Raw genomic sequence first — 23,379 nt, 5'->3', positions numbered from 1 at the left:
GGTGGAGGCGCGTCCGCGCACGGGGGCGCCTCGGCGGACGCCGCCGAGTCGACGATCACGGAGTCCTGGGCGGTTGGGAAGCAGTGCGGAATTGTCCGTACAAGGCCGTACACGACGTATCGGACACCGGGCCTGTAACCCTCCGCCACCTCGCGGCGACGTACTGGTGTGCCGACCCGAGAAGGCCCCGACGCCGCCCGCGAAGCCGACACACCCGAACCTGACGCATCCGGAGCCGACACGCCCGGAGCCGACGCGCCCGATCCCGGGCGGGTGCGCGACCGGCGGGACTTCGCGCGCGAGCTCTCCCTGCTCCGCGAGCAGGCGGGCCTGACGGTCCGGCAGGTCGCGGCGAAGGCGGGCGGGCACGGCGCGCACAGCACCGTCGGCGACTGGTTCGCCGGCCGGGGACTGCCGTCGGCGGCGTCGCGGGACCTGCTCACGCGGGTGCTGCAGGCGTGCGGGGTCACCGACGCGCGGACGCTGGAGGAGTGGCTGGGCGCCTGGCGCAGGACGCGGCGTTCGCCGGGCCGCCGCCCCGCCGGGCCGGAACCGTACCGGGGGCTGGCGTCCTTCGGGGTCGAGGACGCCCGGTGGTTCTTCGGCCGCCGCGAGCTGACCCGCCGGCTGGTCGCCCGCGTGGGCCGGCTGCGGGAGCGGGGCGGCGGCGTGCAGGTCGTCGTGGGGCCGTCCGGGTCGGGCAAGTCGTCGCTGCTGCGCGCGGGCCTGATCGCGGCGCTGCGCGCGGGCGAGCTGCCCGGCTCCGGGGACTGGCCGGTGGTGCTGTGCGTGCCCGGCGCCCGTCCGGTCGACGAGCTGGCCGCGCGGCTGGCGGCGGTCACCAGGACATCTGGGGGCGAGGTCGCGGCGGCGATCCGGGCGGACCCCGGGAGCTGCGCCGCGTACGGCGGGCCGCTCGTCCTGGTGGTCGACCAGTTCGAGGAGGTGTTCACGCTCTGCGCCGACGAGGAGGAGCGGCGGCTGTTCGTCGCCGCGCTGTGCGCGGCCGCCTCGGGTGGCGCGCTGGTGGTGCTCGGGCTGCGGGCCGACTTCTACGCCCCGCTGCTGCGCTTCCCCGAGCTGGTCGCCGCGGTGCAGGACGGTCAGCTGGCCGTCGGCCCCATGACGGAGGCGGAGCTGCGTGAGGCGATCACCGAGCCGGCCCGCCTGGCCGGGATCGACGTCGAGGACGGGCTCGTCGAGCTCCTGGTCCGGGAGGTCGCCCCGAGGGGCGCGGACCGGGCGGCGCACGACGCCGGGGTCCTCCCGCTGCTCTCCCACGTGCTGCACGCCGCCTGGCGGCAGGGGAACGGCAGGAAGCTCACGGTCGCCGGATACCACGAGGTCGGCGGCCTCGACGGCGCCGTGGCGGCCAGCGCGGACCAGGTCTACGGCGCGCTGTCGCCGTCGGGGCGCGAGACGGCGCGCCGCCTGCTCCTCGACCTGGTGCACGTCGCCCCCGACACCGCCGACACCCGGCGCCGGGTCGCCACCGCCGAGCTGCTGGCCAGGCACGGCGGTGACCGGCCGGACGAGGCGGAGGACGTGCTCGACCGCTTCATCGCCCAGCGGCTCGTCACCGCGAGCGCCGACAGCGTCGAGATCAGCCACGAGGCCCTGCTCACGGCCTGGCCGTCGCTGCGGGAATGGCTCGGCACCGACCGGGCGGGGCTGGTCGCCGGGCGCGAGCTGGCCGCCACCGCCGCCGCATGGCAGCGCGACCGGCGCGACCCCGACGCCCTCTATCGCGGGGCGCGCCTGCTGGCGGCCCAGGAGTGGGCCGCCGGGCGGGGCCTGCCGCCGCAGGTGCGGGCCTTCCTCGACGCCAGCACCCGGCACGCGCGCCGCCGCGCCCGGCGCATGCGCCAGGTGATCGTGGCGCTGGCCGTCCTGCTCGTCCTCGCGCTCGGCGCCTCCGGCCTCGCCTTCCAAGCGCAGCGCACGGCCACCCAGCAGCGGGACGAGGCGCTGTCGCTGAAGCTGAGCGCCGAGACCGGCGCGCTGCGGGCCACCGATCCGGCGCTGGCCGCCCAGCTCAGCCTGGCCGCCTACCGCCTCGTCCCCGGCCCGGAGGCGCGCGGCAGCCTGCTCAGCGCGCTGGCCGGCCCGTACGCGACCCGGCTGGCCGGCCACACGAACGCGGTCTACGCCACGGCGTTCAGCCCGGACGGGCGGCTGCTCGCCACCGGGAGCACCGACCGTACGCTGCGCCTGTGGGACCTGTCCGCCCCGCACCGCCCCGCGCTCCTGGCCACGGCCGGCTCCCGTGCCGAGGGGGTGCTGTCGGCGGCGTTCAGCCCGGACGGGCGGGTGCTGGCGACCGGCGGGGAGGACGATCTCGCCCGCCTGTGGGACGTCAGCGTCCCCGGGCGTCCGCGGCAGGTGGCCACGCTGGCCGGGCACACCGGCGACGTCCGGCGGGTGGTGTTCGGCTCCGGCGGGCGCACGCTCGTCACCGCCGGCCACGACCGGCTGGTGCGGCTGTGGGACGTGACCGATCCGGGCGCCCCGGAGCTCCTGACCGCGCTGGACGGCGAACAGGAGGCCTCACCCGCCGTGGCGCTCGCTCCCGGCGGGCGCACGCTGGCCACCGCCGGGTCGGACGGTCCGATACGCCTGTGGGACCTCGGCGACCCGCGCCGTCCCGCCCCGCTCGGCACGCTCCGCGGCCACACCGGGCCCGTCCTGACGGCGGCGTTCAGCCCGGACGGCCGCACGCTGGCCACCGGCAGCTTCGACGACACGCTGCGCCTGTGGGACGTCGCCGATGCGCGCCGCCCGAAGCCGCTCGCCACGCTGACCGAGGAGGGCGGCGGGATCGCCGCGGCGGCGTTCAGCCCGGCCGGGCGCACGCTGGCCACCGGCGGCTACGACTTCGCCGTCCGGCTGTGGGACGTCGCGGACGCGCGCGACGCCGGTGACCCGATCACGCTGCGCGGGCACGCCGACACGGTCTTCGCGGTGGCCTTCAGCCCGGACGGCCGGACGCTGGCCTCCGCCGGAAGGGACGCCACGGCCCGGCTCTGGGACGTCCCCGGCCCGGCGCTCGGGGGCAACAGCGGGACGGTGTACGCGGTGGCGTTCGGCTCTGACGGCCTGCTGGCCGCGGCGAGCCATCGGACGGTGCGGCTGTGGGACACCGGCGGGCCCGTCCGGGTGGCCACGCTGCCGGGGCACGCGGACGGCGTCGTCGGGCTGGCGTTCGGGCCCGGCGGGCGGACCCTCGCCACGGCGAGCCTCGACAGGACCGTGCGGCTGTGGGACGTGTCCGGCCCGCGCCGGCCCGTCCACCTGGCCACGGTGGGCGGCCATACGGACAACGTCTACTCCGTCGCGTTCGCCCCGGGCGGCACGACGCTGGCCACCGCCGGGGCCGACCGCACCGTCCGCCTGTGGGACATCGCGGACCCGCGCCGGCCTGCCGCGCTCGGCACACTGACCGCTCACGCGGACACGGTCTACTCGGTGGCGTTCGGCCCGGGCGGGACGACGCTGGCCACCGCCGGGGCCGACCGCACCGTGCGCCTGTGGGACGTCGCCGACCCGCGCCGGCCTGCGGCCCTGGCCACGCTCGGCGGTCACGCCAACGCCGTCAACGACGTGACGTTCGGCGGCCGGAACCTGCTGGCGTCCGCCGGCTTCGACGGCACGGCCCGGCTGTGGGACGTCGCCGACCCGCGCCGGCCGAAGCCGCTCGCCACGCTGACCGGGCACTCCAACGCCGTCGCGGACGTCGCGTTCGCCCCGGCCGGCCGGACGCTCGCCACGGCGAGCTTCGACGGCACGGTGCGGCTGTGGCGGCTCGACGACCCGCGCCGCCCCGGCGTCCCGGCCGTGCTGAGCGGACACACCGACCGGATCTACACGGTGGCGTACGGCCCGGACGGCCTGCTCGCCTCGGGCGGCGCCGACGCCGCGGCGCGGCTGTGGGACACCGACGCCGGGCGGGTGGCCGCCCGGGTGTGCGAGCGCGCGCACCCGGCGATCACCCGGGCGCAGTGGGAGCGGCACATCCCCGGCGTGCCCCACCGGCCGCCGTGCGGCTAGCGCTGGGCCGCGAGGGTGACGCCCAGGCCGATGAACAGGGTGCCGGTCGCCGCGTCGAGGCGGCGGCGCACCGCCTGCCGGGCGCGCAGCCAGCCGCCGATCCGCCCGGCCAGCACGCCGACGGTCGCGTCGGCCAGGAACTCCAGGATGATCAGGATCGCGCCGAGGATCGCGAACTGGAGCCAGACCGGCCCCGCCCCCGGGTCGATGAACTGCGGCAGGAAGGCCACCATGAACGTGAACGTCTGCGGGTTGGCCGCCGACGACACCACGCCGTTCAGGAAGGCGCTCCGGCCGGTCATCCCGGCGCCGGGCGCGTCGTCGGCGTAGCCCTTCCTGAGGTTGCGGAACATCTGGACGCCGAGGTAGATCAGGTACGCGGCCCCGGCCAGCCGCAGCACGGTGAACACGACGGGGAACGCCGTCAGCAGCACGGAGAGCCCGGCCGCCGCGGCGACGACGTACAGGGCGTCACCCGTGATCACGCCGAGCGTGGCGAGCAGCCCGGCGCGGGCGCCGCCCCGCACGCCGCAGCCCAGCACGAACAGCATGTCGGGACCCGGGGTGATCAGAGCGACGACGGTGGTCACCGTGAACACGGCGAGCAGGTGCGAATCGATCGGCATTCCGATCATCTTGCCACTCGCCGCCGTCCCGATCGAGCGCGGTCGCCGCCGTGCGTCAGGGCGCCGACGGCCGGGTCAGGCCCAGGTCGGCGCCCTTCGGTTCCTTGACCGCCGTGACGGCGACGAGGGAGACGACGCAGAGCGCCATGATGTACGCGCCGACGGACATCGTGGTGCCCGTGCTCTGCACCAGGGCCTGGGCGATGGTGGGCGCGAAGGCCCCGCCGAGGATCGCGCCGAGCGCGTAGCCGATCGCGACGCCGGAGTAGCGGACCGAGACGGGGAACATCTCGGCGTACATGGCCGACATGGGCCCGTACGACAGGCCGAGGCCGAGGGTCAGGACGAGGATCGCGGTGGCGAAGAGCCAGATGTTGCGGGTCTCCATGAGCAGGAAGAGGGGGATCATCCAGACGAAGACGAGCGCGTACCCGATCTGGAAGGTGCGCACGCGGCCGATCCGGTCGGACAGCGCCCCGGCGTACAGCGTGAAGCCGAGCCAGCCCACGGAACCGGCGACGGTGGCGAGCAGGACGGACGGCCGGGACAGGCCCAGCGTGGTGGTGCCGTAGCTGATGAAGTAGGCGATGAGGAGGTATCCGGCGGCGTTGTTCGCCACGAAGATCAGCGCGGTGAGGACCACGTTCTTGCTGTTGTGGCGGAACAGGTCGCGCAGCGGGGCGGAGGAGGTCCTGGTGCGCTGCTGGAGCTCCTGGAAGACGGGGCTCTCCTCGACGGCCCGCCGGACCAGGTAGCCGATGACGATCAGCGTGAGGGAGAGCAGGAACGGCACCCGCCAGCCCCACGCCTGGAACTGCTCCGGCGTCGTCACCGTGCTCATGACCCACAGCACGCCGGTCGCGAGTATGAGCCCGATCGGCACGCCGACCTGCGGGAAGGCGCCCCACCAGCCGCGGCGCTCGCGCGGCGCGTGCTCCACCGACAGCAGGGCGGCGCCGCCCCACTCGCCGCCCGCGGAGAAGCCCTGGAGGATGCGGAGCAGGATGAGGGCGATGGGCGCGGCCACGCCGATGTCGGCGTAGGTGGGCAGCAGGCCGATGAGGGTGGTGGCGCCGCCCATGATGAGCAGCGTCAGCACGAGCATGCGCTTGCGGCCCAGCCGGTCGCCGTACCGGCCCGCGATGATCGCGCCGAGCGGCCGGAACAGGAAGCTGATGCCGATCGTGGCCAGCGAGATGAGCGTGGCCAGACCGGGGGCCTGCTCGTTCACCGGGGCCAGGAACAGCGGGCCGAACACCAGGCCGGCGGCCTGGGCGTAGATGAAGAAGTCGTACCACTCGATGGTGGTGCCGGCCAGGGTGCTGGCGAGGACCTTGCGGTCCTCTCGTGTCATGGGGCGTGGCTCGCTCGTCACGTCGGGGCTCCGTTCCTTGCTTGGGGGGTCTGGTGGCACGTTCCAACGGGCTGGGAACGGCCACGGCGGGCGGCACGAGGCGGCGCGAGGTTGCGCAGCGCGGCACTCGGCATGCGTTTCCCGACCGTAGCCGACGAACGGGCAGGCGGTCAGCCCCCAGGCCCGCGTCGGCGCGTCGTGCCCGGCCGGGTCAGCCCGCCGAGGAGACGACCGACTCCAGCGTCGCCACGATCTCCTCCGCGAACAGCAGCGCCGCCGGGCCGTGGCCGTGCTTCCCGCGCCGGACGAGGGAGAGGATGTTGTTGCTGAAGGCGCGGTCCCGGACCGGCCGGTAGGCCAGGCTGCCGTTGTGCTGCTCCTCGGCGATGTCGAACCTGCTGAGGAACGCGACGGCCGCCCCCGAGGCGGCGAGCCGTTTCATCGTCTCGATCGAGTTCGTGTGGAAGGCGGGCTCGACCCTGAGCCCGGCCTCGGCGAAGGTGTCGGCGATGATGCCGTGGATGAGCATCGACCGGTCCGCGAAGACGAGCGGGTAGGCCGCGCAGTCGGCCAGCGGGATCGACTCGCGGCGGGCCAGCGGGTGCTGCGGCGCGACGACCGCGCCGAGCCGGGTGTCGAGCTGCCAGCAGGTCTCCAGCTGCGGGGAGGCGGGGATGTTGAAGCCGAGCGCGAGGTCGGCCTCGCTGTCCACCATGGCGCGCAGGATGTCGTGGGTGGACAGCGCCCGGATCGAGATGCGCACGGCGGGATGGCGGGCGTAGAAGCTGACGGTCGCGGCGGAGACGATGCCGCTGGCCAGACCGGTCATCGTGGCGATCACCACGTCGCCGCTCGGGAGCGCGTGCAGGTCGCGGATCTCGGTCACGGCCTCGCGGTACTCCTGCATGGTCCGCCGCACGTGCGCCAGCAGGACCTCGCCGGCGGGGGTGAGCCGCATGCCACGCGGCAGCCGCTCGAACAGCGGCTCGCCGAGCTCCTGTTCGAGGACCAGGATCTGCCGGTTGATCGCCGACGGGGCGATGTGGAGCCTCGCCGCGGCCGCCCGGATGGAGCCGTGCCGCGCGACCTCGTCGAGGTACTGCAGCAGGCGTGAATGGAGCATGGGGCCTCCTCGTCCCGACTGTACGCAAAAAGCGTACAGTCCGTGCGAAAACGGCTGCTTGTCAGCAACGGTGGCGTGCCCTTTCATGTCCTCAACGCGACAAGAGCGGCGATGAAGTGAGGAAACGCATGCCCCAGGACAAGACGGCCGACCTGCCGGCCCACTACGACCACGTCCGGATGATCTTCGACATTCTGCGGGGCGAACGGGAGGCGGATCTGCTGCTGCGCGACCTCAACGTCCTGGACGTGCACGGCGAGGCCGTCCACCAGGGCTCGATCCTCGTCCACGACCAGCGCATCATCGCGCTCGACCCGGACGAGTCGGTCGTGCGGGTGCGGGAGGTCTTCGACGGCCAGGGCCTGTACGCGATCCCCGGCCTGATCGACGCGCACCTCCACTTCGACGCCCAGCTCGCCCACCCGGCGGCGTTCGGCGAGGCGATCGTGCCCAGCGGCACCACGACGATCTTCGCCGAGACGCTGGACTTCGCCAGCGCCGCCGGCGACGAGGCGATCGAGGCCGCCCAGGCCCTGTTCAAGGACCACGAGAAGCTGCCGTACCGGATCTACGCCTTCGCGCCGGGCAAGAAGACGTCGGTCGACGTCACCGCCGCCATGCTGCGGATGGACCCGGTGATCGGCCTCGGCGAGCTGGCCCACCTGTCGTACATGACGGGCAACGACGACGACTTCCGCAAGGCCGCGCTGGGCCGCGCCAACGGCGGCTTCGTCAACGCCCACTGGGGGGTGACGGCGCTGCCGGACATGCTGCTCAACTACCTGCCCGCGATCGGCGCCCACAACAACCACGACGTCTGGAACGAGGAGGACATCGACAAGAGCGTCCGGTACGGGTTCCACACGCAGATCAAGTTCGGCGTGGGCAGCCCCGAGGTGATCAGGACGATGCTGCGCGCCATCGTCAGGCGCCGCTGGCCCGCCGAGAACTTCCAGCTCTGCGCGGACAACATCTCCGTGGACCGCGTCCTGACCAAGGGCCACATCGACTGGGTGATCTCCCTGGCCGTCGAGATGGGCGTCCCCCCGATCCAGGCGATCAAGATGGGCACCCTGTACGCCGCCCGCTCCTTCGGGATGGACCACGAGTTCGGCTCGCTGGCCCCCGGCCGCTTCGCCGACATCGTGCTGACCGACAGCCTGTCGAAGATCAACCCGAGGTACGTGTTCAAGGGCGGCGAGCTGGTGGCCCAGGACCGCAAGCTCCTCAAGCGGGCCGGCCTCGACTACTCCGGCATGGTGAAGCAGCCCAGGCCCGGCCTCACCGGCCTGACCCCTGACCAGCTCGACCTCACGCCGATCGAGGTCTCCGCCGACGGCGAGCGGGCCAAGGTCCTGCTCTTCGACGTCTACGGGCGCGGCCACCTCAAGTTCGCCCAGGAGGTGTGGGTCCCGTTCCGGGACGGCGCGGTCGTCCCCGAGGTGGACGGCGTCCGGCTGAACCGGATCTCGGTCGTGCAGCGCTACGCCGACGGGACGCGCCACATCGTCAACGGCCTGTTCAAGGGCGTCTCGATCGACCGCGGCGCCGTCTCCACGTTCTGGCCGGCCCCCTTCCCGTACTTCGTGGTCGTCGGCGCCGACAGCGGCGAGATGTGCGCCAGCCTCGAACGGCTCGACGCCTACGTCGGCGGCTGCGTCGTCACCGAGGACGGGCAGGTGCGGGCCTCGCTGCCGCTGGACATCTACGGCGTCATGGCCGACATGGACCTGCCCGAGCTGGTGGACGCGACCCGCTCGATCGACGCCGCCCTGGAGAAGCTGGGCCACCGCAACGAGGGCGAGCCGGTCGTCAACAAGCTCCTGACCCTGTTCATCTCGCTGGACCGCTTCGGCTTCATGCTCTGACGACAGCGTTTCCGTATCCGACCGAGCGTCAGCGGGTGCCGGTCACCTGACACGTAGCCGAGGAGAGACTGTGCTACAGAACGAACACGATGCCGGGGTCGCTGACACCGGAAGCCTGGTGCGGCGCTGGATCACCTACGCCGCCGGGATCTACGTGCTGACGCTCGGCGTCAGCCTGGCCATCAGGGCGGGCATCGGCATCTCGCCGCAGAGCAGCCTCACCCGCACGATGACCCTGGTGCTGCCGCCGATCAGCCAGGGCACGTTCAACTTCCTGCTCGAACTCGTCATGCTCGGGCTGACGTACCTGGTCATGCCGAAGGACTTCAAGGCCAGGAGCTTCCTGTCGCTGATCCCGGCCCTGGCCCTGGCCTCGTTCCTGGACCTGAACCTGATGCTGACGGACTGGATCGTGGTCGAGCCGTACGCCGGCCGGTTCGCGCTCCTGGTGTTCGCGGACGCCACGCTCGCGTTCGGCCTGTTCCTGATGATCCGCGCCAACCTGGTGCTCATGCCGATCGACATGTTCGTCAACACGATCTTCAAGCGGACGGGCTGGAAGTGGGGCAACATCAAGACGGCCTTCGACTGCACGCTGCTGGTCACCTCGGCGGCGATCGGGCTGATCTTCCTCGGGGCGCCGCACTTCATCCGCGAGGGCACCATCATCAACGGCATCCTCGTCGGGCAGTACATCCGGCTCTACTTCTTCCTGTTCGCCCGGTTCTCCCGTAACAGGGAACGGTAGCGGTGCGCCACCTCGTGGAAGGCCGCCTTGGGCGTCCAGGCCGGGTCGTCGCCGTCCGCCACCTTCACGATGCCGAACCCGGCCTTGTCCAGGTCGAGCCTCGGGTCGTCGCGGTGCGGGAAGCCCCGCATCGCGAAGGTGAACACGAAGCACCCGTGCACGCCGGCGTCGTCGTACAGGCCGATCAGCTCGCCGAGGTAGGCCGCCTGCGTGCGCTCGTCGCGTGGGTGGTCGCCCCGGATCTCGGGCTGCTCGGCGAACCAGCGGACGATGCGGAACGAGGCCGCCCCGCGCAGGTCGGCCCCGGTGAACGCGCCACAGCCGAACTCGGTGACGACCACCGGCCGGTCCTGGTCGCGCACCAGTGACCGCAGGCGCCGCTCGTAGCCCGCGTGGTCGTCGCCCGAGCGGTAGAGGCTGACCCCGGCCACGTCGAAGCGGGACCAGTCGACCTGCTCCCAGCCGGCGGCCGCGTAGCTCAGCGGGCCGTGGAAGACCTGCCGCGCGCACCGCGCCGCCCGGTCCAGGAAGGCGTCCAGCTTCCGGGTGATGCGGCGGCGCAGCAGGCGGCGGGCCCGCAGGATCGCCAGCAGCCGCAGGTAGGACCAGGGCAGCGGCACGATCCCCGGGGCGGTGTGGGAGAACTCGCTGCCCACCAGCAGGATCACCCGATCGGGATGCGCGGCGCGCAGGCGTTCGGCCGCCGTGGCCACCCGTTCCAGGTGCGCCAGCACCTCGGGCCGGGGACGGTCACGCAGATGCGGCCGGACCCAGATCTCCAGACCGGCGTCCAGCGCCTGTCCGGCGGCGCGGATCAGGCGCTCCTCGTCGGTGCCGATCAGCATCACCGCCGTGCAGTGCAGCTCCTCGCGGATCACCCGCAGGTCCCGCCCGACCTCGCCGGGTGGCGCGTCGTCCACCAGGTACGACACGCCGCGAACGGTCAGCATCGGCTCCTCCTCACGCGGGGACGTCGTCCCGCCGGTCGCCGCCCTCGCGGTGGTGGCCGCGCTGGGCGTCACGGTCGAAGATGCCCAGGATCTCGCACGGTCCGCCTTCGGCGCCGATGGCGTGCGGCGTCATCGTGGGAAACTCGGCGGCCTGGTTGGCCTCCAGTCGCAGGCGGCGGTGGCCCAGCATGAGGACGGCCGTGCCGGACAGGACGACCAGCCATTCGCGGCCCGGGTGGGCGCGCATGCGGGCCGGGTTGGCGGGCGGCGGCTCGGTGATGCGCCGGCGCATCACGGTCATGCCGGGGTCGGCCTTGACGGGCCAGCGCATCAGGCCGTGGGCGGCGTCGATCGTCGGGCTGGTGACGACGTCGTCGGTGGCGGTCTCGACGAGCTGGTCGAGGGAGGTGTCCAGGGCGCGGGCGAGGGTGACGAGCTGGTCCAGCGCGAGGCGGCGGCGGCCGTTCTCGATCCGGCTCAGCGAGGACTGGCTCATCCGGGCGCGGGTGGCCAGCTCCTCCAGGGACCAGCCCTGCGCGACCCGCAGCGCGCGGATGCGCGTGCGCACCAGGTGGTCGAGGTCCTCGTCCTCTTGCGTCATGGGCAACAGCTTATGCCTGCGGTGCAAGGCCGTCCTCAGGAAGCTGCTCGGCCCCTGCCGAGGCCGGAAACGGCGAGAAATTAGGCCTTTTCGCGGCGCGCCGGATATTGTGTGCCGCTTTGCGCCCGCATGGTTGCCCTGACAGAGGCGCCCGATAGATTTGTAACTGAGCGCGCATGACATTTGTTCCGGATAACTGACTTCAGAAATCAAGGCGGCGGATAATCCAGGAGGAGAACATGACCGCGACCGCAACAATCCAGCAGATATGGTGCCTGCGTCATGCGACGGGAACGGACGCCGGCGTCGTCGAGGGCCTGGCCGGGCTCGCGCCGGTGAAGCTGCTCAGCGAGCTCGACGGCGGCTCGCTGGCCGACTTCGTCAAAGGGCTGCCCAACGTGGTGAACGCCATCGACAGCGCGCGTTCCGACCCGGACAACCTCTTCGTCACGACCACCACGTCAGGAGACCTGGACGACTCCATCTGGCCGCCGGACCACACCACCGTGGACATGCAGGCGGACCAGACGCAGGCGCCTGGCGTCGACGTGCCGGTGGAGTTCTCGCAGAACATCTCGCTCTGGGACTTCGACGACGTCTCCGACAACGACCTCCTGGGCTCGATCACCGTGCTCGAGTCGGAGGCGGGCGCCGGGTCGATCGCCAAGCTCGCCAAGTCGGAGACCGAGACCTCCTACTACTACGTCACCTACGAGGTGCGGCCGAACGGCTGACGCCATCACATGGGGCGCTCCCCGCTCCTGAACGGCTGCAGGTCGTGGATGATGCGGTGCAGGCGCACGTGCGAGAAATCGGGGGTGCTGCTGAACGTCTTCCTGGCGAGCGTGACCGGGGCCGGCTCCGCGAGAGGGGGCGTCAGCAGCGCCGGATTGAAGGGATTCGGCACGGCGATTTCTTTCGTAGTGAGTTTGACCGCGTATTCCGTGACCGCGTCTATCAACTGGTCATAAAGATTGATCGACCCCGTGACCGTGTTCGCGTCCGGGACGGCGTCGTAGAACGCGGGTTTGTCCCGGGCGAATTCCAGGTCGTTCTTGAGCTGGATATAACGCAGTTTCTTCGCGCGCGCGTCGGCGAGGGCGGCGACGAAGGCCGCCGACTCGTCGGGCACGGGGATCGGCAGGGGCACCGTGTCGTAGGTGGCCACCTCGGTCTCGTAGGCCGTGGGGCGGCTCCTGGCGAACTCCGGGAACTCCCTGAAGTGCTGGATCACCTCGTCAACGGACTCCGGCGACCAGGTCTCCGGGCCCAGGCTGGTGTGCCGGAACATCACGGCCGCGCTCTCGGCGCTGGTGTCGCCGGCCGTGTTGGCCTGGAGGAACGCCGCGTCGAACGATCCGGGGCCCTGCTGCCCGTCCAGTTCCGCCTGCAGAGTCGCGGCGAGGGACGCCTGCGTCGCGACGGACATGGAGGTGATGCGGACGACGGCGCAGAGCTCCCCGCCCCCCTGCAGCCCGCGGACGAAGCTGTCGCCGAACTTCTGCCTGAACTCCGGCAGGCGGGTCGGGTGCAGCAGGTCGGTCGCCTCCTTGGAGAGCCGGAAGTCCTTCCCGTGCTCGATCGGGTTCTTCACGACCACGCGGGCGACGAGGAAGGACGACAGCGCGTTGTACCGCGTCCTCTGCGCGAACATGCCCTTCGGCGACTCCTTGAAGAATCCGTATCGGCCGTTGGCCGTGAAGGACATCCCCAGGGCGTTCTGGAGCTCCTCGTGCGTGGTGACGACGGTGACGGTGGGGATGACCTGCTGCCCCGCCCCGCCGGGGGCGCCCGCCTGCAGGGTGAAACCCTCGAACGGGGAGGGGAGGGCCGATCCGGACTCGCTGTTGAAGCCCATGCCGATCTTCTCGCCGCCGAAGACGGTCCGGCGTACCTGGGGCAGTTGAGTCATCTGCCGTTCCTTTCCTGAGGTCCCGATCAGAAGGCGCCCGCGTCGACGACGACGAGGTACTTGCCGAGGTCCGTCCTGGCGGCGGAGGCCAGCTCCTGGAGGTCGCCCTCCACCGTCCGCGCCGCGGACACGGGCCCGTGCAGCGTCACGACCTGGCTCAGCGCCGTTCCCGTACGCGGGTGCTCCCGTTTCAGCGTGGCGGTGCCCGGTCCGCCGCCGAGGTCGAAGAGCTCCTGCCTGACGAGCCCGAGCACGGCCGTCTTGATCTCGTCGGTCTCGCCGAGCCAGCGGGTCGTCCTGGCGTCCAGGCTTCCGTGCCCGGCGTCGGTGACCCGGGTGGTGACCGCGCCGCGGGCGAGGGCCGCGGTGTGGACGGCGTCGAGCGCGACGTCCTCGGGCAGCGCTCCGCCCGGCCCCGCGGCGTCACGGAGCAGGTCGTACAGCTTGTCGGCGTCGACGTCGACCCGCGCGGTGAGGACGGCCGGTCCGGTGGTGAACTGCTCGGTCAGCCGGTTGCGGATCGTGAAGGGCGGCGCCGCGCCGTCCCGCAGGTTTCTCACGACGGCTTCGGCGGCGGCGGGGGTGAACGACACCAGGAACGTGTTGTGTCCCTGCGCCTCGACGCTGCCCGTCGCCCCGTGCTGGGCGGTCATCACCAGCGGGGGCTCACCCTCGATCACGCACGACAACACGCTCCGGGTCACCTGCACGGGGGTCAGCGAGGGGGCGGGCTCCTTGGCGCCGCGCTCGAACAGCTCGGCGATCCGTGGCGCGGGATCCGGGTGGTCGTGGTGGGCGAGCTTGCGGGTGACGATCTCCAGGGCGGAAGGCGGCAGCGCGAGCGCGACGCCGAACGTGCAGGAGCCGCCGACGTACTCCGGCGTCCCGGGCGCCCCCTTGACCAGGACGCTCGCCGAGAAGTCCAGGTCGGGCGACGCCTGGCGGCGCGCCAGCGCCATCCGGGCGGGCTGGACGTAGTACCGGGCGGGCAGTCCGGCGGCCCGCAGCGCGGGATTTCCCGCGTCGGGGCGCACGTGCACACCCCCGGTGGGGCCGTCGACCTCGACGACGACCGTGTCGGGCCCGAAGATCGGCCCCGCCGGTGACGGTCTCTCCGGCATCGCTGCCTCCTTCCTGTCCTGCTCTCACGCGATCGTGTTCGGGGTGAGGATGAGGATGGGGGTCTCCATGAAGTCGTGGCGGACGGTGACGGTCCTGGGGCCGGCGGCCGCGGTGAGGGTGAGCGCGACCGAGCAGTCCAGGCCCGTGACGGCGGACTCGACGGGGATCGCGACGTGGCGGAAGTCGACGGCGTGCGAGGGGTTGAGCGAGATCGACGGGATCGGGGTGGCGGGGTTCGCCGTCATGGTGATCTGCACGTCGATGGCGGTGACCCCGGCGGCGGCGAAGTCGAGCCCGGCGGCGTTGACGGTGAGCGGGTGGAGGATCTGCTGCACCGTGTGGGTGTGGAAGGCGACGTACTTCGCCATCTGCGTCTTCGGGAAGGGCGTGGGCACGGCGAGCGTGCGTGACACCTCGACGGACGCGCCCTCGGGCACGCCGGCGAGCGTGGCCGAGCCGCCGGCCGGCAGCGCCTGGTCGCCGAGCGCGGTGATCGTGACCTGGTTGCCCTGTACGGCGGCGAACCGGCGCAGCACCAGGTCGAGCGGCCCCCGGTTGGCGGCCTGGGGGCCGGTCGTCACGAGCTCGTCCCCGCCGGCCGTCTGGCGCAGGTTGAGCACGACCTGCGTCTGCACCGGGCTGGGGAACACGTCGTCGAGCCTGACGGCGACGGTGCCGAACAGCGGCGGCGGCCCGGCCGACCCGAGCTGCTGCAGGAACAGGTTGACGTTGGTGACCGCCGGGCTGCCCTCGGCGTCGGCGATCTCCACGCCGACGTTGATCGCCGGGACCTGCGCGTCGCTGAAGGCCGTCTTCGCGGAGGCGAACCCCTCCAGGGACGGCGGCGTGCGCGAGTCCAGCCCGCCGGGCAGCACGACCCGCAACGTGCGGCCCTTGGCCTCGGGGATGCCGAGCACGTCGGCGCGCACCTGAGCGAGGTCGACGGGGTCGGCCATCGGGAAGACCGTGAACGTGAAGTGGAAACGGCACCCGGTGACGTCCCCGGGCGTGGTGTCCACGATGGAGTCGCAACTGGCCTGCAGCCCCTGCGCGGTCCGCTGGATGCCGTAGGCGGCGGGCAGCGCCACGACCGTGCCGCTGACCGCGCCGAAATAGAGGCGGCGCAGCGACGGGTACTTGGCCGGGACGTCGCCCAGCGAGGTCAGCTCCCGGTACTCCGAGCGCGGCCCGGCGAAGGCGTTGAGGTCGTTGGCGTCGATGACGGTCCGCGTCAGGTTCTCGGCGGTGATCGTGTAGCGGCTCCGGTAGTCGTCGGTGGCGAACACCACGCCGATCGGGAGCGACCGGCTGAACCGCGCGACAACCGGAAAGAACCGGTACGTTCCAGCCGGGCTGACGGGCTCGAAGGGGAAGCCCGGCGTGTTGCCGCCGTCACCGAACAGCTCCATCCGCACCTGGGGGGTGGCGACCGGCAGCGTCTCGATCTGGAGAGGGGCGACGAGCGCCGTCTGGTACGCGGTGTACTTCGCCGTGATCTCCAGCCCGACCCCGCCCTCCCTCATCAGGTGCACGTACGCGGCCTCGACCAGCGAGCCGACCAGTTCGAAGGTCAGGAGGAACCCGCCGTCGGCGCCCTCGGTCGCGGTCCCGGGCACGGGCCTGCGCTGGATCGAGCCGTCGGGCGCGGCCACGGGAACGGTCAGCACGGGCTCGATGGCCAGGTCCGGCACCCGTCGTACGGGCTCGCTCTCGGCCAGGGCGGCGAGCTGGGACGGCATGGCGGCCCGCAGCGACATCGTCAGCGCGGCCCGGTTGAACGGCCCGCCGTCCTGGTCCACCCCGGCCTGGGTCACCTTGAACCCGAAGGCCGCGTCGGCCTCGGCGGGCAGCGCGAACTCGGGCATGAACCAGTTGGGATGCAGCAGGCCGGGGAAGATCCCCCCTTCGAGCCGGGGCAGGTCCGCCGCGCCCGCCGGGAGCTCGGCGCGCTCGGCGCTCGCGGACGGCATGCCGGCGCCCGTCCGGGCCACCAGCCACGGCGTGGACCCGCCGGAGATCAGCGCGTCGAAGGTCACGTCGATGAGGTTCTCGAGCAGGGCGGCGATGTCTTCGGTCATGGTGGGCACTCCCCCTGGGTGGTGCGGGAGCCGTACGACCCCCGCACCGTTCCTGATCGCGCCTGCTCAGGCGCCTGTCGGCTCCGGCCATGACAGCTGCGGATAGGCGGCCAGCAGCCCGGCGTCGCCGTCGTCGCCCGACTGCCGGCACGCGGCGGCCCACAGCTCGGTGACCGCCGTGGCCGGGTTCGCACCGCACTTGGCGATGACGAGCACGACGCGGTTGTGCAGGGCGACGCCGTTCCGGCCGTCGGCCAGCTGCTGCTGGGCCTGCCCCTGGCCGTCGATCCACGCCTCCCTGTTCCGCGCGTCCTGGTCGGGGCCGCCGAGGCTGCCGGAGAAGGCGGGCTCCGGCGGGGTGCCCATGCCCATCGCGTCGTAGGCCACCGTGTAGACCCAGGACCGCATGCTGACGCCGCGTTCCTCCGTCTCGATGGCCTTGATCACGGCCAGGAGCATCTTCACCGGCTGGGTGAACCAGGCGACCGGTGAGATCTCCCCCTTGAGGGCGTCGCCGAAGGCCATCGCGAGCTCCGACAGCGCCGCGTACTCCTTGTCGACGACGGCGGCGACGCCGAACGCCCGCAGGATCCCTTCGGCTCCGGCGAGGTCGATGAGGGCGCCGGCCCCGTCGACTATTTCGTTGAGCTGGTCCACCGTGGTCGGCGGCGGCGTGGGCGCCGGCTCTCCTTCGGGCGTGCCTGACAGCGGCTGCCCGGTGGTGAGATCCAGCGGCGCCCCGTTGACGTCGTTGAGCGTGCGCGTCCCGTCGGTCTCGATGTTGAGCACCGAGAAGTCGGGAAAGGTCACCATCACCCGGCCGTCGGGCTCGTCGACCCGCGTGGTGCCGTCCGGCCAGCTCGTCTGTGTGGAGCCGTCCTCGTTCTGGACGATCGACGCGCCGTCGCCGTCGACCGGGTCGAGGCGCGCGAGTTGTTCTGCTGTCGGCATGGCTGATCCCCCTCTGTGCCGGCCGGCCTCACGCGGTGGCCGCCGCCTCCGTGGCCTTCTTGATGTAGTCGTTGATCAGGGGGAGCTTGTCGTCGGGCGGGTCCGGCAGCATCACGCTCGACTTCGGCACGTACTTGATGTGGCCCTGCGCCACGGGCACCTTGACGGGCTCGGGGGTCGAGTAGACGATCACCTCGTCGGTGAAGTTGGGTCCCACCACCGTGACCGTCATGGTGTAGGTGAAGTGGTCCTCCATCACGTACTTGTCCGAGTAGATCTCCCACAGCGCGTTCTTCTCGTTGTCCTTGGTGATCGTGATGGGGGCGTAGGTGTCCGCCCCGATGGTCGGGGTGATCTCCACGGTGATGTTGGGCGGCAGCTTCTGCACCGGCATGAAGCGCACGAACACGTGCCCGACCATGCTCGCGGTCAGCGTGGGGGCGTGATCGTTGTTGTCCACCTCGATCTCGGCGATCGCCGGGTCGTTCGGGGCGATGGCCTTCGACAGGTTGACCCGGGGGTCCTGCCCGTCGAAGATGATCTTGCGTCGCAGCCTCACCTGGTCCGACGGCCAGCCGTCCACGGGAGTGTCCAGCCGCAGGAACGAGATGTTGACGATGTCCTTGGCGTTGTCGCGGGTCCAGATGGCCGGCTGGTCGGACGTCTTCGGCTTGTCCGAGCCGATGATGTAGTGCTGACCCTGCCCGCGCATGTGCAGATTCGGCTTTCCGTCCTGCACGGGCTGGCTGAAATCGGGATAACCGGCCTCCAGCTGAACCGCCTGCACCGGGTCGTCGAGCACGGTGCCGTCGTCCAGTTTGTCATCGAAGTCCACCATGCAGACCGCGGCGACCTGAACCTTCTTGAAGAACTCCCCGATGTCGACGATGAACAGATATTTGTTGAGATTGGCCTGTACGGCCGGGAGCAGCTCGTTCAGGTCGCCGCTCACCGCGTGCGTCGCCGTGTACGCCTGGTCGAGGATGATTTTCTCCTTGAAACGGATGCCTTTTCTCTCGTGCGTGGACTTCAGCGAGACGGACGAGCCACCGAATATCTGGCTGAACCAGCTGCGTCCCGCCGTCGACGCCTTGGTGTCGGCCTTCGCCGGATCCCAGTCGAAGATCTCCTTCTTGACGAGCTCGACCGCCGTCTGCCGCATCGTCACGACATTGTCCATGATCCATTTTTTGGTGGGGTCGTCGAGGACCCCGGAGTTCATGGATATTTTCGTGGTGATGCCGCCGTTGGTCAGGCAGGAACTGTAGGCGAACTCGGCGTTGATGTCGGTGATCCCGAAAAAGGAGCCGGTCGACACGGCGGCGGAGAACGAGTCGTACACCTTGTCCACGTCGACCTCGACCTCGACCGTGACGCCGTTGATGTAGAACATCTCCTCGAGCGTGTTCATGACCAGGAACGGCGGCGAACCGCCCGCCTTGAGCGCGCTGGCTATCAGGCCCGCGGCGGCGAGGTTGCACGACACGAGGAACGAGTTGATCCCCTGCGCCTCGATGCTGCCCTTGCCGTTGTAGTCGGCCTTCATCTGGATCACGTTGCCGGACACGGCCGGGTCCTGCACCGCGCAGACGACGGTGCTGCTGGTGATCGGGATGATGCCGACGTTCGGCTCCGGGTCGTTCTGCTGGTAGTTGAAGAACGCGCCGAACCGCTCGTTGGGGGTGTCGTGCTCCTGCTTTTTGATTTTCTCGCGCACCTGCTGGATCACGTTGGGCGGGATGCCGAACGTGGTGGAGAACGTGCAGAACCCGCCCCCCAGCTCCTTCTGGGCCAGCTCCTGCGGCGTGATGGTGGTCTCCTCCGACATCAGGCCCTTGAAGAGGGTCATCTCGAAGTCGAAGTCCTCGGGGGATCCCTGTTTGCGCGCGAGCATGATCCGCGAAGGCTGGAAGTAGTACTGCGTCGGCATTCCGGCCGCGCGCAGTTCCGGGTTGTGCGCGTCGGGATAAACCTGAAGACTCAACGGCTTTCCCGTCTCGTCGTTCACGGTGACGACGACGGAGTTGGGGCCGAACAGCGGGCCCACTCCTGACACAAAATTGGACACGTCAGAGCTCCTGGAAACATACGGAGAACGAACGGCCACCGGCGGCACGCCTGTGCCCCCTGCCGCGAATTCGTAAGAGAGATGATGTCGCGGCCCGCGGCCGCTCCCAGAGAAATGCCGATCAAGCACGACACTGGCTGTCCGGCATATTCCCGCCGCTCCTTCAGCGCCATCCCCCGCTCCGCTGCGTTGTTTCCCCCACCGCTCTCAAGGGCGGGGAGATCACCGGGGCCGGCCGTGACCCGCGCGTTTTCCGGCACTCCGAATGCGGCGGTGCGCGCCTGCCCGAGAATGCCGCCGCCGCGCTCGGGCAGCCGCCGGTCATGTTTTGGATGAATTCGTTAAACCGGGGTGCCGCCCGCTCCTCCGAGGGACATACACCAGCGATGTAACCCCCCGGCCGTGAGCGGATGACGCTCCGTCGGTGAAAGGGAGCCGTCCGATGACCGTGTCGAGGCGGAGGCGCCGGTTGATGGCGCTGGGCGCGATCGTGCTCGTGGGCGCCGTCGTGACGGTGTGGTGGATCGTCGCCGTGTTCGCCGGAGTCTGGCCGTTCGACGGACGGCTGGCCTGGCGGTTCACGCCGCTGTGGGCGGCTCTGGTCGCCGCGTTCACCCTGGCCGCGACCCTGACAGCCGTCCATCTGGCGGTGCTGCTCGCGCAGGACGTGCCGCCTCGGCCGACGCGGCGGGAGCTGGCGGGCCTCGGCGAGGTGGAGCGGGCGCGGCGGATCCGGGACTACCGCCGGGCCGGGCTCAAGGGGCTGGTCGTCGGGAACGACGGGCGGACCTCGACCTCGCAGCTTCAGGTGGCGATCTGGACGCTGGCCCTGGCGTTCGGGCTGCTGATGCTCATCGTCGTCGGCCGGACGCCGAACTGCCCGCTTCCGGCCGGCGCGCCGTTCCAGGGCGACTGCCCGCTCGACGACATGCGCGGGATATCGTTCGCGTCCCTGCTGGGCCGGGACTTCCGGTGGGAGTACCTGTTCCTGCTGGGCTGGCCGCTGGCGCTGGCCATCACCGCCAAGCGCCAGGTCTACAAGGCGCTGGACTCGATCAACGAGGTCAACGAGGCGCACGGCGTGGACGTCCCCGCCGGCACCCCGGCCGCGCTGGAGACCGACACCGCGGCGCGGGTGAAGGCTCCGCCCACCGACGCGAACGAGGTCGGGTGGGTCGCCGGGCTCCGGCAGGCCATCAGCGACGACCACGGGCGGCTGGCGCTGATGGACGCCCAGTACTTCCTCTTCACCGTCATCACCATCGGCTACTTCCTGCTCCAGCTGGTCACCCATCCCCGGGAGGGGCTGCCGGAGATCCCGGCGACGCTGATCGTGCTGATGGGCGTATCCGGTGGCGGCTACCTGTCGGGCAAGCTGCTCGACCCGGTGGACGTGAAAGGTGATCAGAAGCTGCCGAGCCCCACTCCTCCGGGCGCTTGACTTCATGTTGACATTAACTTGCACACTTGCCTCACGCTAAGCGATCACTGCTAGGGAGGCAAGAGATGTTCGACGTCGTCATCGTCGGCGGGGGCCCGACCGGGATGTCCGCAGCGCTGGCCCTGGGGCGAGTGCACCGATCGGCGCTGCTGCTCGACGCCGGGGAGGGCCGCAACGCCGCCGCCCCGAACGTGCACAACTTCCTGACCCGGGACGGCACGCCGCCCGGCGAGCTGCGCAAGCTCGGCCGCGAGGAGCTGGCCGCGTACCCGTCGGTGCGGGCCAGGACCGGGACGGTCGCCGGGGTCAGCGCGCGGGACGGCGAGGGGTTCCGGCTGGAGCTGTCCGGCGGCGGCACGGTGGGCGGCACGGTGGGCGACACGGCGGGCGGCACCGTGGGCGGCACGGTGGAGGGGCGGCGGCTGCTGCTGGCGACCGGGCTGGCCGACGAGCTTCCCGGCCCGCCCGGCGTGCGGGAGCTGTGGGGGCGCTCCGCCTTCCACTGCCCCTACTGTCACGGCTACGAGTGCACCGGCAGGCGGGTCGCCGTGCTCGGCGCCGACCCGTCCCGCGTCCGGCTGGCGCTGCAGCTCAGCCGCTTCGCCGCCGGCGTCGTCCTGTGCGCCGACGGCCGGCCGCTCGACCCGGAGGCGCGGGCCGCGCTGGAAGGGCACGGCGTCGGCGTCCGCGAGGAGGCCGTCACCCGCCTGGAGGGCGACGGCGGGCGGCTGGAGCGGATCATGTTCGCGTCCGGGCCGCCGGTGGAGCGGGACGCGGTGTTCGTGGTCAACGTGCCGCGCCAGCGCTCCGGCCTGGCCGCCCGCCTGGGCTGCGCGGCCTTCGCCGACGGGTGCGTGGAGGTGAACGAGTTCGGGCAGACCAGCGTGCCCGGCGTGTACGCCGCGGGCGACATGGCGCGCCGGGCCAGCGTGCCGGTGCCGCTGGCCGCGGTGATCGCCGCCGCGGCCAGCGGCACCGTGGCCGCGGCGGCGCTCGACCAGGACCTGCTGAGCGCCGACTTCGGGCTGCCGAACCCGTTCGCGGGGGCCGGGCGATGACGCGCACGGACGTCGCCCCGGCGGTGACGCGCGGCGGCAACGTGCCGCTCGCCACCGCAGGGCTGCTCATCGGCATGCTGCTGTCGATCCTGGACCAGACCGTGGTGGCGGTCGCGCTGCCCGACATCGCGGCCGACCTGGGCGGCCTGGACGCGATCGGCTGGATCGTCACCGCGTACGTGCTGACCTCGACCGCGACGGGCGCGCTGTACGGGCGGCTCAGCGACCGGTTCGGCCGCCGCGCGGTGTTCGTGACCGGGGTCGCGATCTTCGTCACGGGGTCGGCGCTGTGCGGACTGGCGCGGACGATGCCCGAGCTGATCGCCGCCAGGACGTTCCAGGGCGCCGGGGCGGGGGCGCTGTTCGTGCTGCCGACGATCGCGCTGTCGGAGCTGTACCCGGCCCGGCTGCGCAGCCGGGTCCAGGGGTTCACCGGCGGCGTCTTCGCGCTGGCCAGCGTGGGCGGGCCACTCGCCGGCGGCGCGATCACCGACGCGTGGGGCTGGCGGTGGATCTTCTACGTCAACCTGCCGCTCGGCCTGCTCGCCGTCGCGCTGGCCGCGTTCGCGCTGCGCCTGCCCAGGACCGGCGGGAACGGCCGCGTCGACCTGGCCGGGGCCGTGCTGGTCGCCGGCGCGATGGTGAGCCTGCTGCTGGTGGCCGAGCAGGGCGGCCGCGCGTACGCGTGGGACTCCGGCGTGATCCTCGCGCTGGCGGCGGCCGTGGTGGCGCTGGGCGCGCTGTTCGTGTGGCGGGAGCGTCGCGCGGCCGACCCGCTGCTGCCGCCCCGGCTGTTCGCCGATCCCGTGCTGCGGGTCGCGCTGCCCGCGACCGCGCTGCTCGGCGCGCTGCTCGGCGGCTCGACCGTCTACCTGCCGACGTACCTGCAGGCCGCGTACGGGATGGGCGCGACGCAGGCGGGGCTGGCGCTGAACCCGTACGTGCTGACGTTCATGGCGGTCTCCTCGCTGGCCGGGGCCCGGATCGGCGCGAGCGGCCGGTTCCGGCCGTACCTGCTCGCCGGCGCGCTGATCGCGGCGGCGGGGTTCGGGCTGCTGAGCCTGCTCCGGCCCGGCACTCCGTACGTGCTGCTGGCCGTGGTCCTCGGCGTGCTGGGCGTCGGCTTCGGGCTGCTGATGCAGAACCTCGTGGTCGTCGCGCAGAACGCGGCCTCTCCGGCGGACCTGGCCGCGACCACGTCGGCCGTGGTGTCGGTCCGCGGGCTGGGGCTGTCGCTGGGCGTGTCCGTCTTCGGCAGCGTCCTGGCCCGCGAGCTCCAGGGGCGGCCCCCGGGCCCGCGGGCGACCGCCGCCGCCGTCCCGGAGGTGCTGTTCTGGGGCGCGCCGGCCGCCCTCGTCCTGGTGGCCCTGCTCGCGCTGCTGCCCCGCACCGTGAACCGCGCGCCAACCGGGCCCGCCTGAGGCGGCCCCGC

17 protein-coding genes are annotated in these 23,379 nt (G+C 71.8%); 7 read left to right on the top strand and 10 right to left on the bottom strand.

Going from position 1 to position 23,379, the window contains the following annotated elements:
* The first annotated feature begins 168 nt into the window (after nucleotides 1-168).
* The gene (locus AB0J53_RS27600) at nucleotides 169-4,047 is read left to right on the top strand and encodes a helix-turn-helix domain-containing protein (RefSeq protein ID WP_364177480.1); all 3,879 of its coding nucleotides are present in this window, start codon (nucleotides 169-171) and stop codon (nucleotides 4,045-4,047) included.
* Here the strand turns inward: AB0J53_RS27600 and AB0J53_RS27595 are convergent.
* From AB0J53_RS27595 to AB0J53_RS27585, 3 genes are all read right to left on the bottom strand, one after another.
* Entirely contained in the window at nucleotides 4,044-4,673 is a 630-nt protein-coding gene (locus AB0J53_RS27595) for a LysE family translocator (protein ID WP_219509063.1), read from the bottom strand. The genes AB0J53_RS27600 and AB0J53_RS27595 overlap by 4 nt on opposite strands.
* Before the next feature lie 55 nt (nucleotides 4,674-4,728).
* Nucleotides 4,729-6,027 carry an MFS transporter gene (locus AB0J53_RS27590; RefSeq protein WP_219509061.1) on the bottom strand — a complete coding sequence of 433 codons (1,299 nt, stop codon included), beginning with the start codon at nucleotides 6,025-6,027 and terminating at the stop codon, nucleotides 4,729-4,731.
* 211 nt (nucleotides 6,028-6,238) lie between these two features.
* Nucleotides 6,239-7,150: a LysR family transcriptional regulator gene (locus AB0J53_RS27585; protein WP_219509059.1), complete on the bottom strand. Its 912-nt coding sequence runs from the start codon at nucleotides 7,148-7,150 to the stop codon at nucleotides 6,239-6,241.
* A gap of 128 nt (nucleotides 7,151-7,278) precedes the next feature.
* On the opposite strand from AB0J53_RS27585, the gene AB0J53_RS27580 reads away from it, so the two are divergent.
* Both AB0J53_RS27580 and AB0J53_RS27575 read left to right on the top strand, forming a co-directional pair.
* Nucleotides 7,279-9,018, top strand: coding sequence for an adenine deaminase C-terminal domain-containing protein (locus tag AB0J53_RS27580; RefSeq protein ID WP_364177475.1), 1,740 nt, complete (start codon nucleotides 7,279-7,281; stop codon nucleotides 9,016-9,018).
* A gap of 70 nt (nucleotides 9,019-9,088) precedes the next feature.
* Nucleotides 9,089-9,766, top strand: a complete 678-nt coding sequence (locus AB0J53_RS27575) for a DUF6198 family protein (RefSeq protein ID WP_219509055.1) — start codon at nucleotides 9,089-9,091, stop codon at nucleotides 9,764-9,766.
* On the opposite strand, the gene AB0J53_RS27570 is transcribed toward AB0J53_RS27575, so the two are convergent.
* Entirely contained in the window at nucleotides 9,721-10,716 is a 996-nt protein-coding gene (locus AB0J53_RS27570; RefSeq protein WP_364177472.1) for a hypothetical protein, read from the bottom strand. The genes AB0J53_RS27575 and AB0J53_RS27570 overlap by 46 nt on opposite strands.
* 10 nt (nucleotides 10,717-10,726) lie before the next feature.
* Nucleotides 10,727-11,317 (bottom strand): XRE family transcriptional regulator, encoded by a 591-nt coding sequence (locus tag AB0J53_RS27565; RefSeq protein WP_364177469.1) that lies wholly within the window; start codon nucleotides 11,315-11,317, stop codon nucleotides 10,727-10,729.
* 239 nt (nucleotides 11,318-11,556) lie between these two features.
* On the opposite strand from AB0J53_RS27565, the gene AB0J53_RS27560 reads away from it, so the two are divergent.
* Nucleotides 11,557-12,051 carry a hypothetical protein gene (locus tag AB0J53_RS27560; protein ID WP_357589369.1) on the top strand — a complete coding sequence of 165 codons (495 nt, stop codon included), beginning with the start codon at nucleotides 11,557-11,559 and terminating at the stop codon, nucleotides 12,049-12,051.
* A 5-nt stretch (nucleotides 12,052-12,056) separates the two neighbouring features.
* On the opposite strand, the gene AB0J53_RS27555 is transcribed toward AB0J53_RS27560, so the two are convergent.
* The 5 genes from AB0J53_RS27555 to AB0J53_RS27535 form a co-directional block, all read right to left on the bottom strand.
* The gene (locus tag AB0J53_RS27555; protein ID WP_364177465.1) at nucleotides 12,057-13,229 is read right to left on the bottom strand and encodes a hypothetical protein; all 1,173 of its coding nucleotides are present in this window, start codon (nucleotides 13,227-13,229) and stop codon (nucleotides 12,057-12,059) included.
* Between the two features lie 26 nt (nucleotides 13,230-13,255).
* Nucleotides 13,256-14,350, bottom strand: a complete 1,095-nt coding sequence (locus AB0J53_RS27550; protein WP_364177462.1) for a hypothetical protein — start codon at nucleotides 14,348-14,350, stop codon at nucleotides 13,256-13,258.
* Between the two features lie 24 nt (nucleotides 14,351-14,374).
* Nucleotides 14,375-16,429, bottom strand: coding sequence for a hypothetical protein (locus AB0J53_RS27545; protein WP_364177459.1), 2,055 nt, complete (start codon nucleotides 16,427-16,429; stop codon nucleotides 14,375-14,377).
* A gap of 66 nt (nucleotides 16,430-16,495) precedes the next feature.
* Nucleotides 16,496-17,380: a hypothetical protein gene (locus tag AB0J53_RS27540; protein WP_364177456.1), complete on the bottom strand. Its 885-nt coding sequence runs from the start codon at nucleotides 17,378-17,380 to the stop codon at nucleotides 16,496-16,498.
* 28 nt (nucleotides 17,381-17,408) lie between these two features.
* Nucleotides 17,409-19,577 (bottom strand): hypothetical protein, encoded by a 2,169-nt coding sequence (locus AB0J53_RS27535; RefSeq protein ID WP_364177453.1) that lies wholly within the window; start codon nucleotides 19,575-19,577, stop codon nucleotides 17,409-17,411.
* A 313-nt stretch (nucleotides 19,578-19,890) separates the two neighbouring features.
* On the opposite strand from AB0J53_RS27535, the gene AB0J53_RS27530 reads away from it, so the two are divergent.
* The 3 genes from AB0J53_RS27530 to AB0J53_RS27520 all read left to right on the top strand — a co-directional run bounded on the left by AB0J53_RS27530 (nucleotide 19,891) and on the right by AB0J53_RS27520 (nucleotide 23,368).
* On the top strand, nucleotides 19,891-20,889 hold the full coding sequence (locus tag AB0J53_RS27530) for a hypothetical protein (protein ID WP_364177450.1): 999 nt from the start codon (nucleotides 19,891-19,893) through the stop codon (nucleotides 20,887-20,889).
* A 65-nt stretch (nucleotides 20,890-20,954) separates the two neighbouring features.
* Complete coding sequence (locus tag AB0J53_RS27525; protein ID WP_364177447.1) at nucleotides 20,955-21,947, top strand: NAD(P)/FAD-dependent oxidoreductase; 993 nt, start codon at nucleotides 20,955-20,957, stop codon at nucleotides 21,945-21,947.
* Nucleotides 21,944-23,368 (top strand): DHA2 family efflux MFS transporter permease subunit, encoded by a 1,425-nt coding sequence (locus tag AB0J53_RS27520; protein WP_364177444.1) that lies wholly within the window; start codon nucleotides 21,944-21,946, stop codon nucleotides 23,366-23,368. The genes AB0J53_RS27525 and AB0J53_RS27520 overlap by 4 nt, the downstream gene beginning before the upstream one ends.
* The last annotated feature ends 11 nt before the right edge of the window (nucleotides 23,369-23,379 follow it).

Source organism: Nonomuraea sp. NPDC049725, assembly GCF_040674795.1.
Classification (GTDB): Bacteria; Actinomycetota; Actinomycetes; order Streptosporangiales; family Streptosporangiaceae; genus Nonomuraea; species Nonomuraea ceibae.
Note: the sequence above shows the minus strand (reverse complement) of the source record. Positions and strands in the feature narration are given on the sequence as shown.